Origin of the sequence: Lentzea xinjiangensis, assembly GCF_900110955.1 — a bacterium.
Classification (GTDB): domain Bacteria; phylum Actinomycetota; class Actinomycetes; order Mycobacteriales; family Pseudonocardiaceae; genus Lentzea; species Lentzea xinjiangensis.
Map to the genome: position 1 here is coordinate 26,652 of NZ_FOFR01000019.1, position 16,436 is coordinate 43,087.

Genomic DNA, 16,436 nt, shown 5'->3' on the forward strand with positions numbered 1-16,436 from the left:
CCGGCTGTCGACTTCGAGTGGGGGACGATGACCACGGAACTCACGGTCGGGCGAGCAGGTTCCGCATGGTCGGCCCTGGGCGACCTGTCGGCGTTCCTGCTCGACCCAGGGCGGTATCTGACCTCGTTGGCGGCCCGCGGTGACCTCGTCGAGATCGGGTTCGGCAGCTGGACCGGGTATGTGGCCTGCCACCCGGAGCTGACCCAGCGGATCCTGCTGGACGACCGCACCTTCGCCAAGGGGGGTCCCCTGCTGGACAAGGCCCGCGACATCGTCGGCAACAGCCTCATCACCTCCCCGCGGCACGTGCACCGGCGGCAGCGGCGGTTGCTGCAGCCGGCCTTCCACCGAGACCACATCCCCCGCTACGCGGCTGTCATGACCGACCAGGCCGCGGCGGTCAGCGATTCCTGGCGCGACCGCGGCAACGTCGACGTCGTCGCCGAGATGAACGCCATCAGCGCCAACGTCACGCTGCGGACGCTGTTCTCCCGCCGGGTCGACGAGGCCGTCGTGCAGGCACTCGTGGGAGAGATCAAGAAGTTCTCCGAGGGGCTGTTCCTGAGCATGGTCCTGCCCGCCGCGCTGGACCGCCTGCCGGTACCGCGTCTGCGCGGCTTCCGGACGGCGCGCGAGCGCCTGCGGACCTTCACCGCGCGGGTGGTGGCCGACTACCGCGCGGACCCCAGTGCGCCGCAGGACATGCTGTCGCTGTTGCTGGCCGCCCGGGACGAGGGGATCGGCGTGGAGGACTCCGAGGTGATCGACCACGTCATCAGCTTCATCGTGGCCGGTGTCGAGACCACGGCCAATACCCTTGCCTGGGCGTTGCACCTGGTGGCCATCCACCCGGAGGTCGAACGACGACTGCACGCCGAGGTCGACGACGTGCTCACCGGACGACCCGCCCGGTACCCGGACGTGGCGAACCTCCCACTGACCCGGTGCGTGATCACCGAAACCTCAGGCTCTACCCGCCGGCCTGGGTGGTGACCCGGGTTGTCACCGAGGCCGTGGAGGTCGGCGGTGTCACCCTCGCCCCTGGCGCCACTGTGGTCTACAGCCCTTATCTGATGCACCGTCACCCGCGCTTCCACTCCGATCCGGAGTCCTTCGACCCCGATCGCTGGGTGCGGCAGGAAGCCGACGACCTGCCGCGGGGCTCTTTCGTCCCGTTCGGTGGCGGTGCCCGCAAGTGCATCGGGGAGACCTTCGGGATGACCGAAGCCGTGCTGGCGTTGGCGACCATAGCTGCCCGGTGGCGGTTGCTGACCGTCCGCCGTGGGCGTGTGCGGCCGGCGCTGCAGGCCACCCTGACGCCGAAGTCCTTGGTCATGCAGCCGGTTGCGCGCTGCTGACGGCCCTGTTCTCCGGCGAGGTCGGAGCACGACCTGTCTCCGCGGCGTGCTCACCGCTCCGACCGGGACAGAGAGGTGTCGTCGGGGGAGCCGACCATGTCGGTCAGGTCGGCAGACCCCTTCCGCAGTGCACCCCAGATGCCCAGCAGGTCGTCGATCATCTGAAGGCCAGTCCCGAGTGCCGTCCGAACTGCTGCAACCGCGCCACGGTGGCCGGATCGGCGCCGCCGGACATCGCGCCCAGCGCGCACGCGCACCCCAACAGGGCGCTGGTCTTGCCTTCGGCCATGGACAGGTACTCGTCGGCGCCCACCTCGTCGCGTTGCTCGAACTCCATATCGGCCGCCTGGCCCGCGAGCAGATCCGACAGCGCTTGGCCCAGGCAGCGGACGGCCGGCCCGGTGTCGAACGAGTCCGTCGCGGCCAGGACGTCGATGGCCAACACCAGCAGCGCGTCACCCACCAACGTGGCAGAGGGCACCCCGAACGCCGCCCACGCGGTGGGTCGGTGCCTGCGGATGGCATCCCCGTCGATGATGTCGTCGTGCACGAGGGAGAAGTTGTGCACCAACTCGACCACTGCCGCCGCGCGCACGGCCGCCGTCGCATCACCGCCCACGACCTCGGCCGACAGCAGGGTCAACGCTGGGCGCACACCTTTGCCATTGCGGCCCGCCACCGGGACCCCGATGGCGTCGAGCCAGCCGAAGTGGTAGCCGGCCGCCTGCGGTACATAAGTTTACTGTGGGTAATCACGGTTCCATGCGTCGCACCTCACCGTATGGGGTGCCTTTTCCTGCGGACACAGCCGTTCGAGTTGACTTTCCCCACTTCGTCGACGTCGCCTGTAGGGGCTGCCCGCACGGTCGTTGCAACACTGTGTAGTCATTCTGTGGCGTGTTGGACCGAAGCGGTAAGAGGCCGTCGGCACGCGCGTGAATCTCCTGCTGCCGCCGATCGTCGGGTGGATCGGCGATTACGATCACCCGAAGTCGGAGTCCACGGTCCCCCACGGCGATCCACCGGATCGGCCGTGACAACGCACGCCGCATCGCCCTGCGAGCCGCCCCGGCGGCCTGTGCCTGGACCGGGCAACGCGCACCGCCCGCACCGGACACTTGCCGCGGAAGTGGTCACTGACAGCCGACACGGCCTGTCTCGCCGAAGCCGACCGGGGCAGAGCAGGCGGTCCCGTTCACCGCCGCTGAAGACCCTGCCGAGGAGGCGAGATGTTCGACCGCCGCGAAGTCCTCGACCTGCGGCCCCATCTGGAACGGCGCTACCCGTTGAAACGCAGCGCCCACTACGACGACGGCTTCGCCGACGCCGTCACCGACTGGTTTCTCTCCTACGACCTGCTCCCCGGCGAGAGCGAACGCGCCACACTGCGCAGAACCAACTTCTCCTACGTGGCCGGCGTCTGCTGGCCGACCGCCGACCGGCGGAGGCTGTTCGACCTGGCGTGCCTCACAATGGCACTCAACGTGCGCGACCACGAGTTCGACGCCTACCACCGAGGCCGGGTGGAGGCCCTCACCAGCCCGTTCCTGGCCGACCTCGAAAACGGCTTCACCACCCGCACGGACCGCCGGTGGAGTCCCGTGTTCGCGGACATCCGCCACAGGTTCCATGCCTACCTGCCCGAACGATCGCTGCGCAGGCTCGACCACGCGATCGCCGAGTACCTGCACGGCTGCATCACCTACGACCGCAACCTTCTGCAACGGGGACGACCGCGCGACACCGAGCAGTACCTGCGGTGGCGTCACACGACCGTCGGCCAGCACATCGACCACCGCATGATCGAGATCAGCCTGGGCATCGACCTGCCGGACCACGTACTCGACGACCCTCGCGTGCGCGCACTGTGCGACCTCGACGTGCGTCGGACCATCCTTGCCCAGGACATCCTCTCGGTGAAGAAGGAACTGCTCGACCACGAGCAGGAGAACATCGTGGCGGTCATCGCGCTGTCCCGGCACTGCCCACTCCGGGACGCCCTGGACCACGCCACCATCCTGTACAGACAGAACATGGACCTCTTCGACCACATACACCGGGCGCTCGCGGGCTCCAGAACCTGCGGTCACGACCGAACCCGACGCTGGCTGGACGCCCTCGACGACTTCCACGCGGGCCTGCTCGACTGGAGCACCGGCTCCAGCCGCTACACCCTGCTGCCCGAGAGCACGTGGTCCACACCCGACATGATCGTCTGACACCGTCAGTCGTTGCCGGAATCGAGTCCTGCAAAATCGAGTCGATCTCCGCCCCGAACTCGGTGGCCCGAAGGATCGTAGCCGCGCGTCCATGGCTGATTCCGAACTCGACTGCTCTCGGCGGTCGACGATTCCGCCGCCAGTGGAGATCTGGGCGAACCGGGGCGCGGACCTGTCGTCCAGAACGGCTATCAGGGCAACGCTGGGCGTCCGCGCCCACTGCTAGAACCGGTCGCCGCCGTGGGTCGTGCCTGCCAGATCGCCGAACAAGGCACACCCGAGGTCCGGCGGAGTACCCACAATAACGGTGATGAACGCTTTCAATTCCCGACGGCTACGACTGGGACTTGGTACAATTTCGACCGGCGACGTACTGCGGGCTGTCAGCAAACCCCTCACGGCACTCATAATACGGATCACCAGCAATGTCCGACACGATGATGAACGGTTCGGTGAGAAGTCCGTAAAACGGCGGCCTGCACCTCGTACCCTGAACTTCACTCTGTTCGCCCTCGTGCACAGAGCCGCATTGGAACACCACCTTATGCTCATCGATCTGGCGGGCGTGAACAGTCGGGACCTGGACACCCGCCGGGGAAGCCAAAGCTGACGCGGGCATCGCCACCGTCGAAAGCAGAACCAGCGAGGCGCCGAATGTCAAAGCGCCCGCGAGAATCCGGCGAGCACGCAGCTTCATGTGTGCAATCATCTACGACTCCGATCTATGTGAAGACCGCGATGTGCCTGTGGCCTACAAGTTGCCGCTTGATCACATATCCCATGAACTGCAGCACCATGACACATCACCTCCACCGACAGGACAGCACGTCACTACGTCGACGGCCAGCGTCCACGGCAGGTGTCACCGCCATGGGCGAGCCCCATCACCCCGCCGTGCGGCCACCGCGACCCCATTGAGCGATTTCCCTGCGGAAGGTTTCAGCTCCGATTTCGCGTATCAAAAGCTACTTGGACCCGTTGATCATCGCCGTTCGGTCGACGTGCCAGCGGACTCGAGCAACTGGGTATGCACCTTCAGCGAGCCGGCCGGTGCTCGCCGATCTTCGAGGCGATCATGGTCAAGATTACCGGCAGCCCGATCGGAGTGCGGGGCAAAAGCGGCGAGACGCGTGAGGCATCCCGTGTTGTGGGGTAGCGCGCCGTTACTGCTAGCCTCCCGGCCATGACTTCTCGTGTTCAGATGAACACGGGATCAGTCCCGGGTCTGCGTGTTGGAATTGCACTACCGGGACGGAGTGGCGGTGCTGGTCGCAGCTGGTGGCAGTGGCTTCCCGGCGACGATCCAGCTGGTCGACGGCAGCGGAAAGCCCATCGTCAACTACGTCGCGAGTGGCCAGGCCCACAAGCCCGAGGTCAAATCGGGCACTTCCGACCAAGTGGTCTTCGTCCAGCCGCCCCACTCCGGCTGACTCCACGCAGGTGTGTGACCGACGGCCGCCGGTGGAGCAGGCCGATTAGAGTGCGTCTTCTTGATGGTCCCTCAGTTATCGATGGGATTGTCAACAAGTTGGACGGTTGCACCTGGCGACCGATCCATACCTGGGAGCAAGGAAGGCCGCTGGTGACGTCAGGGCTTGCAGGTGGGGTTGAGCCGTACAAGGAAGCCAGCGACGAGGAGTACATGGGCGTGCCGATGCGCGCGCACTTCACGAAGCTCCTCGACGCCTGGAAGGGCGAGGTGAGGCAGAGCCTGAGCCAGGCTGGCGACGAGGACGACCTCGAGGACCGCGATCGGAAGCGGAGGCGCATCTCGGAGATCGGCAAGGCTCTCCAGCGCATCCAGAATGAGGAGTACGGCTGGTGCGACTCCTGCGGGACCGCGATCGGTCTTCGCCGGCTGGAAGCACTCCCCACCGAAGAACTCTGCCTCGACTGCCGGGAGTTGGCGAGGCAGAAGGAGATGAGGATCGGCTAGGTGTAGGCCGGCCAGGTGGTCAGCGGCGAAACTCGGCGGTACGCGCCGTGGTCCACCAGCGTGCACGACGTCCGCACCACCACCCCACGCCCGCCGCCGCCCGTCCTTTCGACGGCGGATCCCGTCCTGGCCTCGCTACGCCGCGCCCTGGAACATCTGGTGACCGCCAGCGCCAGCATGGGTGAGCTGCTGCTGAAGGTAGCGCCGGCCTACCTCTCGGACGGGGCGGCCAAGTCAGCCTCGGCGCGCAGCAGGTCACCGGCCTGCAGATGGGTTAGCAGCTGCCCAAGCGTGTAGTCGCAAATGCCGCGGGCACGCGAGTGCTGTTCGGCTGGATGGCCAGGAAGAGCTACCGCGAGGAGACCCGCACCGTCGGCGGGGTGGCGGTGACGACCATCGAGACGGACTTCGACCGGTTGCCGATCATGCTCAACCTGTACATGCTCACCAGCACGGTCCAGATGGTCGGGCTCGACCAGCGCCCGCGGTGATGCTGGAAAGCCCACAGGGGTTCCTGTGTCCGAACCGCCGGCCACGACCGAGAGCTCCGATCGGGCGCAGATCTACGGCGAGATCTGCCTGGAGTACCGGCCGGACATCGCGCACGGGAAGATCACCGGCCTGACCACCCCCGACCGGCGGGGGTGGTGCGTGAAGTTCGCCAGCACCCGATACAAGCAGCTCGTCATCCACGACCTGGGCGTGACCTCGTGGACGGCAAGGCCGAGGTCACCGACAGGCTGCCATCAACGCCCTGCGCGGGCTTCCCAGCGGGCTGCGCGCGCCCCTCGGCCGTCGTCCTTCCATGCGGGGAAGGACGACCGGATGGAGACAAGCACGGAGTGAAGGAGCACACCGTCGAGCCAGGACCGGGTGCCGTCAGGCAGCCGCAGACCGCTTGACGGCCGATCAGCGCACGAGCTGAGTGATACAGCTCGCGGCGGCTTCCCGATAGGCGGCAATGTTCGTCTGGGGCGCGGACGCCACACACCGCGTCGTGGTGGCGATCTCATCCGCGGTGCGACTGGGAACCCCGGCGCACAGCGCTTGGATCTCCATACTCGACAGCGATCCGCCCACCTGCTGTGCGCATCGGGCGAGCTCGTCGACCACGCTCTGTTCCTCGGCTTGAGCGGCGACCGGTGCGGCGGTACTCAACACAGCGGCCAGCATGACCGCGCCAGTAGCCATTCGACGCATCATCAGATATCTACTCTCTTTGCAGACCGGCAGGACGATCACAGTGTGTCACTGTTCAGTTCCGAAGAGTCTTCACATCGCTTGGCGATCACCTGGGTCTTCTCGCCGATGCACCCTGCGATGGTGCGGCCCGCACGTCCGTACACGACGTTGAGGCTGTCGAAGACAGGACAGGCAATGATTTACATAACTACTCCCGTCCCGCTGGCGATGTGGCTGACGTGCAGATCCGCACCAAGGTGTAGCTGACCGGCGAGCAGCCGTACCGCGCGGCGGGTGTTGGTCGGCGACGCCTCGGCGATCATCCGTGCTCGCGTGCAGGACCTGCTCTACCCGCCGCCACTGCGCCGGGTGTGATCGCCACGGCGGTGTTGGGGCGCTGGCATCCCCACCGCACCGCAACAAGTCCGAGACGTCGGGCGGACACTCCCGCACCGGCGCGCACGAGGGTGGCGGACTCCATGCTTCTCGTTGTGTGGGGTCGGCCGGAGGTGCCTCGGTCAAGCTGTGTCCCGTCTCGAGTCTCGCAGGACAAGAGTCCAGTGATGGTTGGGTGACGTTGATCGCGTCTGGGATGGCGCGACAGGTCCGACTCGTGACGACGGGCCCCTATCGGGTTGCGGTTCGCCTCGGCGGTGAGGTCCGACGTGCCGCGATCGGGTGATGATCTCCGGGGGTGCGCCGTGTGGTCATGATCATGTGCGCATGGTGGACTGCGGAGCCGAGGGGCTCGTGCGCGTGCTGGGCTCGGACATCGTGTTCTCGGGCGGATATCCCTGTGTCAGCGTGCGGTGTTCGAGCCGGGGTCTGGCGGGGGCGTGTGGCGCGTTCGTCGGCGGGGCCGGTCGGGGATCGGCGAGGTGCCGGTGATGGCCGCGGAGTCCGTTGAGCCGATCGCGATCTGTGGCATGGCCTGCCGGTTCGCTGGTGGTGTCGACTCACCTGATGCGTTGTGGCGGCTGCTGGTCGACGGTCGGTACGTGACCGCGGAGCTGCCCCGGGACCGGGGGTGGGATCCGGACCTGTATGACGTCGACCCCGCCGCTGAGGGGCGGACCTATGTGCGGAGTGGTGGTTTCCTCGACGACGCCGCCGGGTTCGACGCGGCTTTCTTCGGCATCGGGCCGCGGGAGGCCGTGGCCATGGATCCGCAGCAGCGGCTGTTGCTGGAGGTGGTGTGGCAGGCAGTGGAGAACGCGCGCGTTGACCCTGCGCGGCTGCGCGGGTCCGCGACCGGTGTGTACGTGGGGGTGTGCGACAGCGACTACGGCAAGCTCGCCGGAACGTCCCGTCCCGGCCTCGACGGCTACCTGATGACCGGTACCGAGCTGAGTGTGGCCTCCGGCCGCATCTCCTACGTGCTCGGGCTGACCGGGCCCGCGCTGTCGGTGGACACCGCGTGCTCGTCGTCGCTGGTGGCGTTGCACCTGGCGGTGCGGGCGCTGCGGGCGGGGGAGTGCACGGCAGCGCTCGTCGCGGGCGCGGCCGTGATGGCGGGGCCGGAGCCACTAGTGCAGTTCGCCCGGCTGGGGGCGTTGACCGCCGACGGGCGGTCCAAGGCCTTCTCAGCCGACGCTGATGGGTTCGCCCCGGCGGAGGGGGTGGCGGCGTTGCTGTTGATGCCGCTGTCGCGGGCGCGGGCCGATGGTCGGCCGGTGCTCGCCGTTGTCGCGGGCAGCGCGGTCAACGAGGACGGTGCCAGCGCGGTGCTGACCGCGCCCAATGGTGCCGCCCAACAGGCGGTGGTGGCCGCGGCCCTGGCCGACGCGGGCCTGAGCGCGGACCAGGTGGACGTCGTGGAGGCGCACGGCACCGGCACGCGGGTGGGAGACCAGGTCGAGGCGCGGTCCCTGCACGACGGCTACGGGCACGGCCGGCCGGCGGACCGGCCGTTGTGGGTCGGTTCGGTCAAGAGCAACATCGGGCACAGCCAGGCCGCCGCGGGACTCGCCGGGGTGGTCAAGTCGGTGCTGGCGCTGCGGCACGAACGACTCCCGGCGACCCTGCACGCCCAGCGCCCCCTGGATGGTTTCGACTGGTCGGCGGGACCGGTGCGGCTGCTGCAGGAGCTGCGGCCGTGGCCGCGTGGCGGTGCGCCGCGACGTGCCGGTGTCCTGGCCTACGGCATCGGCGGCACCAACGCGCACGTCATCCTGGCGGAGGCACCCGCACCGCAGGAGGCCTTCACCGACCGGAGTCCCGGGGTCTTCGCACCTGGGGTGGCGCCGCGGGTGTGGCTGGTGTCGGGGAAGACCGACGCGGCCCTGAGGCGGAGCGCCGGACGGCTGGTCGCGCACGTGCGGCAAATTCAGGCCCCGGCTGTCGATGACCTGGCATGGTCGCTGGCCACCACACGCGGCGCCATGCCGCACCGAGCCGCCGTGCTGGGCACGGACGGGGAGGACCTGGCGGCACGGCTGGAGTCGGTCGCGAACGGGCAGGGCGGGCCTGGTGTCGTGCTGGGGATCGCGACGGCCCAGGAGCGTCCGGTGTTCGTCATACCCGGTCAGGGCGCGCAGTGGCGGAGCATGGGTGTCCGGCTGCTGCGGGAGTCGCCGGTGTTCGCCGCGGCCGTGCGCGAGTGTGCCGAGGCGTTCGCGCCGCACCTGGAGTTCGACCTGGCCCGCGTCGTCGGCGACGAGGATCTCCTGCAGCGGGCGGAGTACGTGCAGCCGGCGCTGTTCGCCGTGTACGTGGGATTGGCGCGGTTGTGGCAGGCGTGCGGTGTCGAGCCGGCGGCGGTGATCGGGCACAGCCAGGGCGAGATCGCCGCGGCCCACATCGCCGGGGCACTGTCCCTTGTGGATGCTGCCCGCGTCGTGGTCTTGCGCAGCCGCGCGTTGCGGGGCATCACCGCCCAGGGCGGCATGGTCGCGGTGGCGATGAGCGCTGCCGACGCCGAGGAGTTCACGCGCCGGTGGCGGGGTGAGGTGGAGGTCGCCGTCGTCAACGGCCCGGCGCTGAGCGTGCTGGCCGGATCGGTCGCGGCATTGCGGGAGGTCCTGGCCCACTGCGAGCGCGAGGGCGTCTGGGCGCAGCGCATCCCGGTCGACTACGCCTCGCACTGCTCGCACGTCGACCAGGTGCGCGACCGGGTCTTGGCGGACCTGGCCGGTCTGCGGCCCGGTCCAGCCCAGGTCCCGTTCTATTCCTGTGTCACCGGGGAACCGGTCGACGGGACGGCGCTGGACGCCGCCTACTGGTTCGCCAACCTGCGCCGCCCGGTCCGGTTCGACGCCGCCGTCTCGCGGGCCACGCGCGACGGCCACCGCACGTTCGTGGAGGTGTCCCCGCATCCGGTGCTCGCCGCGGCCATCGCCGATATCGCCGACGCCGCCGCCGATATCGCCGACACAGCAGCCGGCGGCGCGACCGTGGTCACGACGCTCGACCGCGGGCGCGACGGGGCCGACCGGTTCACCACAGCCCTCGCCGAGGCCCACACGCGCGGGATCGCGGTCGCCTGGGACAGGGTGCTGCCGCAAGGACGCGAGGTCGACCTGCCCACCTACCCGTTCCAGCACGAGCGGTACTGGCTGACGCCCCTGCCGCGGGTCGCGGACCTGGCCGCGCTGGGGATGCGCGCAGCCGACCACCCGCTGCTGGGCGCGGTCACCGACCTGCCCGACGGCGGCGCGGTGTTCACCGGGCGACTGGTCCTCGACCAGCACGCATGGCTTGCCGACCACGCGGTCCACGACGTCGTGGTCGTGCCCGCCACCGCGCTGTTCGACCTGCTCCTGCACGCGGCCGACTACGTCGGGTGCGATGCCGTGGAGGACGCCGTGATGCACGCGCCGCTGCTGCTCAACGGCCCGGCCGCGGTCCTGCGGCTCACGGTGGGCCAGCCCGACGACGGCGCCCGGCGCGCGGTCGCGCTCCACTCCCAGGCCGGCGACGCGCGGTGGACCCACCATCTGGACGCACACCTCACCACGTCGAGCACCCCGGCCGCTCCGCGCCCTGAACCGGGTGCCTGGCCGCCGCCCGGCGCCGAACCGCGCTCGGTGGCCGCCCTGTACGAGCGGCTGGCGGGCGCCGGTTACGGGTACGGCCCCGCGTTCCGCAACCTCACCTCCCTGTGGCGACGCGGAGACCTGCGCTACGCCGAGGTGACTTCACCCGGCGGGGATGGATTCTCGGTGCACCCGGCGCTGCTGGACGCCGCCCTGCACCCCCTGCTGCTGGACCTGCCACCGGGGCGCACGGTCCTGCCCTACGCACTGGGATCGCTGCGCCTGCACGCCACCGGCGCGACGGCCCTGCGGGTCACCGCGCACCGCACCGGCCCGGACCGCCACACCGTCGAGCTCACCGATCCCACGGGACGGCCCATGGCGACCCTGACCGACCTGGTGCTGCGCGAAGCCCCCGCCGGGCACCTCGCACCGCCGACCGCCCTCCACCGCATCGTGTGGCGGGAACTGCCTCCCAGCGAACCGGCACCCGCGCAACGATCCGGAGTGGCCGTGCTCGACCAGCGCCACAGCACCGGGGACCTGCGCGCACGGCTGGCCGGTGTGCTGGCCGAGCTCACCACGCTGCTCACCGGCGACGGCACGGCACGGGTCGTGGTGCTCACCCGGCGCGCCCAGTCCACCGGCCCCGCCGACCCTCCCGCTGACCCGGACGGCGCGGCGGTGTGGGGCCTGGTGCGCTCGGCGCAGGCCGAGTACCCCGGCCAGGTGACGCTGGTCGACCTCGACGACACCACGGACGCCACCCGAATCCTCGCCGCTGTGCTCGCCGCAGACCGGTCGCAGGTCGCCGTCCGCGACGGCGGCCTGTTCGTCCCCCGGCTGGTACCCGCCGCAGCCGAGGCCCTGGCGATCCCCCACGGCACCGCGTGGCGGCTCGAGCCTGACGGGACCCGTGCGGTGGATGGCGTGTGCCCGGTCGCCGCGCCCGACCTCGACGAACCGCCGGGCCCGGGACAGGTCCGCATCGCCGTGCGCGCCGCCGGCCTGAACTTCCGCGACGCCCTGGTCACCCTCGGCGCGGTGGACGGCGAGACGATCGGCTTCGAGGTGGCAGGCGAGGTCGTGGCGGTGGCACCGGACGTGCGCGCCTGCCGTCCCGGCGACCAGGTCATGGCCGCGCTTCTCGGGAACTCGAGGCCGGGCGGTTTCGCACCCGTCGCCGTCGTCGACCACCGGCAGGTCCGGCCGGTGCCGCCGGGCTGGACGCCTGAGCAGGCGGCCGGCACACCCACGGCGTTCCTGACCGCGCTGCACGCGCTGTGCGACCTGGCCGGGCTGCGACCAGGGGAGAAAGTCCTGGTGCACGCCGCAGCGGGCGGTGTCGGGATGGCCGCGATCCAGGTCGCGCGCGCCCTCGGGGCCGAGGCATACGCCACCGCGAGCCGGACCAAGTGGTCCGCGGTCGACCTGCCCGCCGACCGCCTCGCCGACTCACGCACGCTCGAGTTCGAGGAACGCATCCGCGCCGCCTCCGGCGGAGTCGACGTGGTGCTGGGCAGCCTGGCGGGGGAGCACGTCGACGCCTCGCTGCGCCTGCTACGCCCCGGCGGCCGGTACGTGGAGATGGGCAAGACCGACGTGCGCGACCCGGCCGTGGTCCGGCAGCACCACCCCGGCGTCGACTACCACGTGTTCGACCTGCGCGACGTGGACGCCGACACGATCGGCCGCCACGGGGACCGGATCATGGACCTGATCTCCCAGGGCGCGGTCACACCACTGCCGGTCACCAGCTTCCCGGTCCACCACGCCCACCACGCCCTGCGGCACCTGGGCCGCGCCCGCCACACCGGCAAGGTCGTCGTGCGCCATCCCGCGCCGCTGGACCCGGACGGGACCGTGCTGATCACCGGCGGCACCGGCACCCTGGGAGCGCTGCTGGCCCGGCACCTGGTCGTCAAACACCACGCACGTCACCTGCTGTTGCTCAGCCGGCGCGGGGAGAACGCGCCCGGCGCCGCCGAACTGGTGGCCGAGCTGCGCTCGCACGGCGCCGCGGTGCGGGTGGCGGCGTGCGACGCGGCAGACCGCGACGTCCTCGAGGCGGTGCTGTCCACCCTCGACCACCGTCACCCGCTCACCACCGTGGTCCACGCCGCCGGGGTGCTGGCCGACGCCACCCTGGCCACTCTCGGCACCGGGCAGCTGGACGTGGTGCTGCGCGCCAAAGCGGACGCCGCGGTCGCCCTGCACGAGCTGACCCGTCACCTGCCGCTGCGCTCGTTCGTCCTGTTCTCCTCCATGGCCGGGCTGCTCGGCACGGCAGGGCAGGCAAACTACGCCGCCGCCAACGCATTCCTCGACGCCCTGGCCCACCACCGCCGCGCACTCGGGCTCCCCGCCACCTCCATCGCCTGGGGACTGTGGGCCGAAGCCAGCGGCATGACCGGGCACCTGGGTGAGGCGGAGCTCGCCCGGCTGGCTCGCACCGGTCTGACCCCCCTGTCCACGCAGACTGCCCTGGCCGCCTTCGACGAAGCGCTGCGCCTGGACGAGCCGGTCGTTGCCGTCACAGGCACGCGTACTGGCAGCGCGACCCCGGAGATCCTCGAGGAACTGATGACCCCGCGTCGTCGAGGGAACCTCCGCCCCACGGCGTCGTCGTCCTCCACACCGCCCCGAATCGGCGTCGACGATCTGCTCACCCTGGTCCGCGCCCACGCGGCCCAGATCCTCGGCCATGCGAACGCCGACGCCGTACCCGCCGACGGCCCACTCCGCGAGGTCGGCTTCGACTCCCTTGCCTCGCAGGAACTCCGCTCCCGGCTCACCGCCGCCACCGGCGTCCGGCTGGCACCCACCGCGATCTTCGACCTGCCCACCCCACAGGCCCTGGCCCGCCACCTGACCGAACAGACTCGAGCCGAACCAACGGATACCGACAGCACCGTGACGGCTGGACCGACCTCCCGCGGCCCATCCGCGTTGTTCGCGCAGGCGTGTGCCGACGGCAGGCATGAAGCCGGCCTGGACCTCCTCGCCGCCGCCGCACGAATGCGCCCCACCTTCGACACCGACCACGCAGGCACCCCCGCACTGCTCACGTTGGACGAAGGCCCGGCGACACCCACCCTGCTGTTCGTACCCTCCTTCCTCCCGGACCCGAACGGCCACCAGTACCGGCAACTGTGCCGATACTTGCGCGAAGACCGGCACAGCCTGCTGATCCCGCTACCCGGCTACCACGACGACCAACCACTACCCGCCAGCCGCGAAGCGCTGCTGGCAGCGATGGCGCGACAGGTGTCGCAGGAAATCGGCGGCACACCGTACGTCTTGGTCGGTCACTCATCGGGCGGTTGGGTGGCACACCACCTGGCCACCCGGCTCCAGCACACCGACAACGCCCCCGCCGCTCTCATCCTCCTGGACGTCCCGGAGAAGACGGACGAGAACATGCGCCGCGACGCACTCGACCGGGCGGCCACCACCCTCGACCCATCCCAAGGCGACACATCGCTCACCGCGATGGCCGCCTACTCCCACCTCTACCGCGGCTGGGCAGCAGAACCAGCACCCCTGCCAACGTTGTTCCTGCACGCAGAGGACGACGGGTTCGGCGACCCTGGGCACGCGGGACGGACGATCCCGGGAAACCACTTCTCCATCATCGACCGCCACGCCGACACCACCGCCCAGGCCATCGACGACTGGCTCGACTCCATCGCCCGCTCCTCATCAGGTTGGAAGAACGTGACGCCGCTTGGGGCTGTAAAACGCGCGGCTCTGGCCCGGCTGTGAACTCGGCTGGTCCGGTCGTGAGGGCCCGAGTTGCCGGGCCCGACGGGATCGGCGGTGGTCGTAGTGGCCGTGTAGCGCTGCAGCACCGCCCGCAGGTGGTGTTCGTCGAGGATGAGTAGTCGGTCGGTGGCTTCCGCCTGACGGTCCCGACGAACCGCTCGGCGCAGGCGTCGCCCTCGTCGAACTCTTCGGCGGCGGCGATGGCCCAGGGCCTGTCGGCGGTCACGCGATCCGTGACCGCCGACAGCGTCCCGATTTCCGCGCGTCCCACTCGTAGACCGCGGCATGGTCTGTGAGTTGCGGGTCATCACTGACCCGGCCGGCTTGGCGAACGGGCTGTGGGTGAGGCACGGAGCACGGCTGGAACGTGCGGTGTGTCGGCTTGGCGCAGTACTTCGCGCCGCGGGTTTCGCGGCCCTTGCTACTGCTCCAGTTCGAGGGCGAGACCGACCTTGTGGCCTCCGACGCGTGTCTGGGGAGTGACTGCCGAAGGCATTTCCTGTGCCGCCGGCGAGGTCTCCCCGGCTGGCGTTTCCGGCTGCGCGACCTGCGACTGGGGCTGCTGTTCCTCGTTCATCGGACCTCTCCGGTTCAGGTTCGGTGTGGCGGAACCACGGTAGCGGTGGTGGCCTGTGCCGGTCAGTGTGGTGATCTCGCAGCAGCACAACCGCCGACGGTGAGCGGCGGGTTCGTGCTGCCCCCGGCGCGGCACCGCCGGGTCCCTTCCGCGCATGCCCGAGCAGGACAGCCCGTGGAGTCCGGTGGATCCGCCTGCGCGGGGAAGGACCCGCTGCGCGAGACCCCGCCGCACCCGCAGCCTGCAGTCGGCCATGTCGTCCGCCGGCTGTGCGGTTCCGTCTTGAGCGGGATGCGGGCGCCGCCGCGCCGGTGGCGAGGTGGCGGCAGCTCCCGCCCTGCTCGACCCGGCCGCGTCGAGTGGTTCGGGACAGCGGGGCAGAGTCCGCCGGTCGGCGTCGGTGAGCCTGGTGCACCGGTTCTTCTCGCTCGCGATGTGCTGAGGCAGCAGTGTCTCGTGCGTCAACGCTGACCGGAGCAGGTACCGGGACCGGTGTTGTCGGCGATCCCCGACTCCGAGTACACCCCGTTGCCCGACATGGGCCGCGACCTGCCCGAAGCGCTGTGGCCGAAGCTAATCGACGGCATCATCGCCAACACAGAGCGAGCGGCCGACACCGTCGCGGGCAGCACGGTCGAATAGCCCGGCCACCCGCCGCATTGATAACCCGGTCCCCGTCGGAGCTTCTCCCGCCGCCACTCTGCGGCGTCGGCCGGTGCACGTCGCCGTGTTCGCCGCAGTCGACGCGGACAAGCCATTCGGGCTAATTGATGCCGCCGGATGGGTCTCTATGCTTTCTGTGGTTGATCTACTACTGAGAGTGAGTTTCGATGGGAACTGTTCGACGCTGCGCTGCCGCCTTGACCATCAGCGCTGTCATGCTCACCGGCTACACCGGGACCGCGTTCGCGCTCGACGCCGTAGGGGCCAGCGTCTCGCCGGGGGCTATTTCGGGCAACGTCATGCAAATGCCTGTAAATATCCCTGTCAACGCTTGCGGGAACACGGTGGACGTCATCGGCGCGCTCAATCCCGCATTTGGCAACGCCTGCGAGAGGGAGTTGGTTGGCGTTGACGTTGACATCTGATCGTCGGCGGCACTGCCGAACGTGGTGCGACGGTGCGGGCTCGTTTTGAGCTGACGTGCTGCGCGAAGCCTCGCTCAACCAGCCTCAAGCCGGCATCCATCTGCTAGCTGGAGGCCGGTTGGGCGGGAACGCGATGTCACTTGGAGGCGGCGCTCTGGGCTGTCGTCGTTGCCGGGATGGCGGGTAGGACAGCGGGATCGTTGGTGAGCCAGACCGAGAGGGTTGTGCCGGACGCAGGTGACAAGGCCGCGAAGGTCAGGCCCCAGCGGGCTTCCTGCGTGCGGGTCCACTGCGAGTCGGAAGTCTCGGAGACCTCCACGCGCGGGATGTATAGACG

12 protein-coding genes and 1 pseudogene are annotated in these 16,436 nt (G+C 69.8%); 9 read left to right on the forward strand and 4 right to left on the reverse strand.

What is annotated here, in order from left to right; genetic code table 11:
* The first annotated feature begins 27 nt into the window (after nt 1–27).
* Nucleotides 28–1,358 (forward strand): annotated as a pseudogene (locus BMW88_RS31335) (cytochrome P450).
* Nucleotides 1,359–1,515: 157 nt separating this feature from the next.
* On the opposite strand, the gene BMW88_RS31345 reads toward BMW88_RS31335, so the two are convergent.
* Complete coding sequence (locus tag BMW88_RS31345) at nt 1,516–2,001, reverse strand: polyprenyl synthetase family protein (RefSeq protein ID WP_245778179.1); 486 nt, start codon at nt 1,999–2,001, stop codon at nt 1,516–1,518.
* A 586-nt stretch (nt 2,002–2,587) separates the two neighbouring features.
* Between BMW88_RS31345 and BMW88_RS31350 the strand changes: the two genes are divergently transcribed.
* Nucleotides 2,588–3,577: a terpene synthase family protein gene (locus BMW88_RS31350; RefSeq protein ID WP_089957769.1), complete on the forward strand. Its 990-nt coding sequence runs from the start codon at nt 2,588–2,590 to the stop codon at nt 3,575–3,577.
* Between the two features lie 334 nt (nt 3,578–3,911).
* On the opposite strand, the gene BMW88_RS31355 is transcribed toward BMW88_RS31350, so the two are convergent.
* Nucleotides 3,912–4,274, reverse strand: coding sequence for a hypothetical protein (locus BMW88_RS31355; protein ID WP_089957773.1), 363 nt, complete (start codon nt 4,272–4,274; stop codon nt 3,912–3,914).
* A 565-nt stretch (nt 4,275–4,839) separates the two neighbouring features.
* Between BMW88_RS31355 and BMW88_RS42320 the strand changes: the two genes are divergently transcribed.
* From BMW88_RS42320 to BMW88_RS44520, 4 genes are all read left to right on the forward strand, one after another.
* A complete protein-coding gene (locus tag BMW88_RS42320) occupies nt 4,840–5,007 on the forward strand; it encodes a hypothetical protein (RefSeq protein WP_177221500.1) in 168 nt (55 codons plus the stop codon).
* 152 nt (nt 5,008–5,159) lie between these two features.
* A complete protein-coding gene (locus BMW88_RS31365; RefSeq protein WP_218148269.1) occupies nt 5,160–5,513 on the forward strand; it encodes a TraR/DksA C4-type zinc finger protein in 354 nt (117 codons plus the stop codon).
* A gap of 335 nt (nt 5,514–5,848) precedes the next feature.
* On the forward strand, nt 5,849–6,004 hold the full coding sequence (locus tag BMW88_RS42325; RefSeq protein WP_177221501.1) for a hypothetical protein: 156 nt from the start codon (nt 5,849–5,851) through the stop codon (nt 6,002–6,004).
* A 25-nt stretch (nt 6,005–6,029) separates the two neighbouring features.
* Nucleotides 6,030–6,359: an SU10 major capsid protein gene (locus BMW88_RS44520; protein WP_089957778.1), complete on the forward strand. Its 330-nt coding sequence runs from the start codon at nt 6,030–6,032 to the stop codon at nt 6,357–6,359.
* Between the two features lie 63 nt (nt 6,360–6,422).
* Here the strand turns inward: BMW88_RS44520 and BMW88_RS31375 are convergent, their stop codons facing one another.
* The gene (locus BMW88_RS31375) at nt 6,423–6,755 is read right to left on the reverse strand and encodes a hypothetical protein (protein WP_143116352.1); all 333 of its coding nucleotides are present in this window, start codon (nt 6,753–6,755) and stop codon (nt 6,423–6,425) included.
* An 827-nt stretch (nt 6,756–7,582) separates the two neighbouring features.
* Here BMW88_RS31375 and BMW88_RS31380 point away from each other — a divergent pair.
* From BMW88_RS31380 to BMW88_RS31385, 3 genes are all read left to right on the forward strand, one after another.
* Nucleotides 7,583–14,434: a type I polyketide synthase gene (locus tag BMW88_RS31380; RefSeq protein WP_143116353.1), complete on the forward strand. Its 6,852-nt coding sequence runs from the start codon at nt 7,583–7,585 to the stop codon at nt 14,432–14,434.
* Nucleotides 14,435–15,503: 1,069 nt separating this feature from the next.
* Nucleotides 15,504–15,653 carry a hypothetical protein gene (locus BMW88_RS42330; protein WP_177221502.1) on the forward strand — a complete coding sequence of 50 codons (150 nt, stop codon included), beginning with the start codon at nt 15,504–15,506 and terminating at the stop codon, nt 15,651–15,653.
* Nucleotides 15,654–15,871: 218 nt separating this feature from the next.
* On the forward strand, nt 15,872–16,099 hold the full coding sequence (locus BMW88_RS31385; protein ID WP_425434710.1) for a chaplin: 228 nt from the start codon (nt 15,872–15,874) through the stop codon (nt 16,097–16,099).
* Nucleotides 16,100–16,235: 136 nt separating this feature from the next.
* Here the strand turns inward: BMW88_RS31385 and BMW88_RS44640 are convergent, their stop codons facing one another.
* Nucleotides 16,236–16,418: a hypothetical protein gene (locus tag BMW88_RS44640; RefSeq protein ID WP_483868436.1), complete on the reverse strand. Its 183-nt coding sequence runs from the start codon at nt 16,416–16,418 to the stop codon at nt 16,236–16,238.
* Nucleotides 16,419–16,436 lie beyond the last annotated feature (18 nt).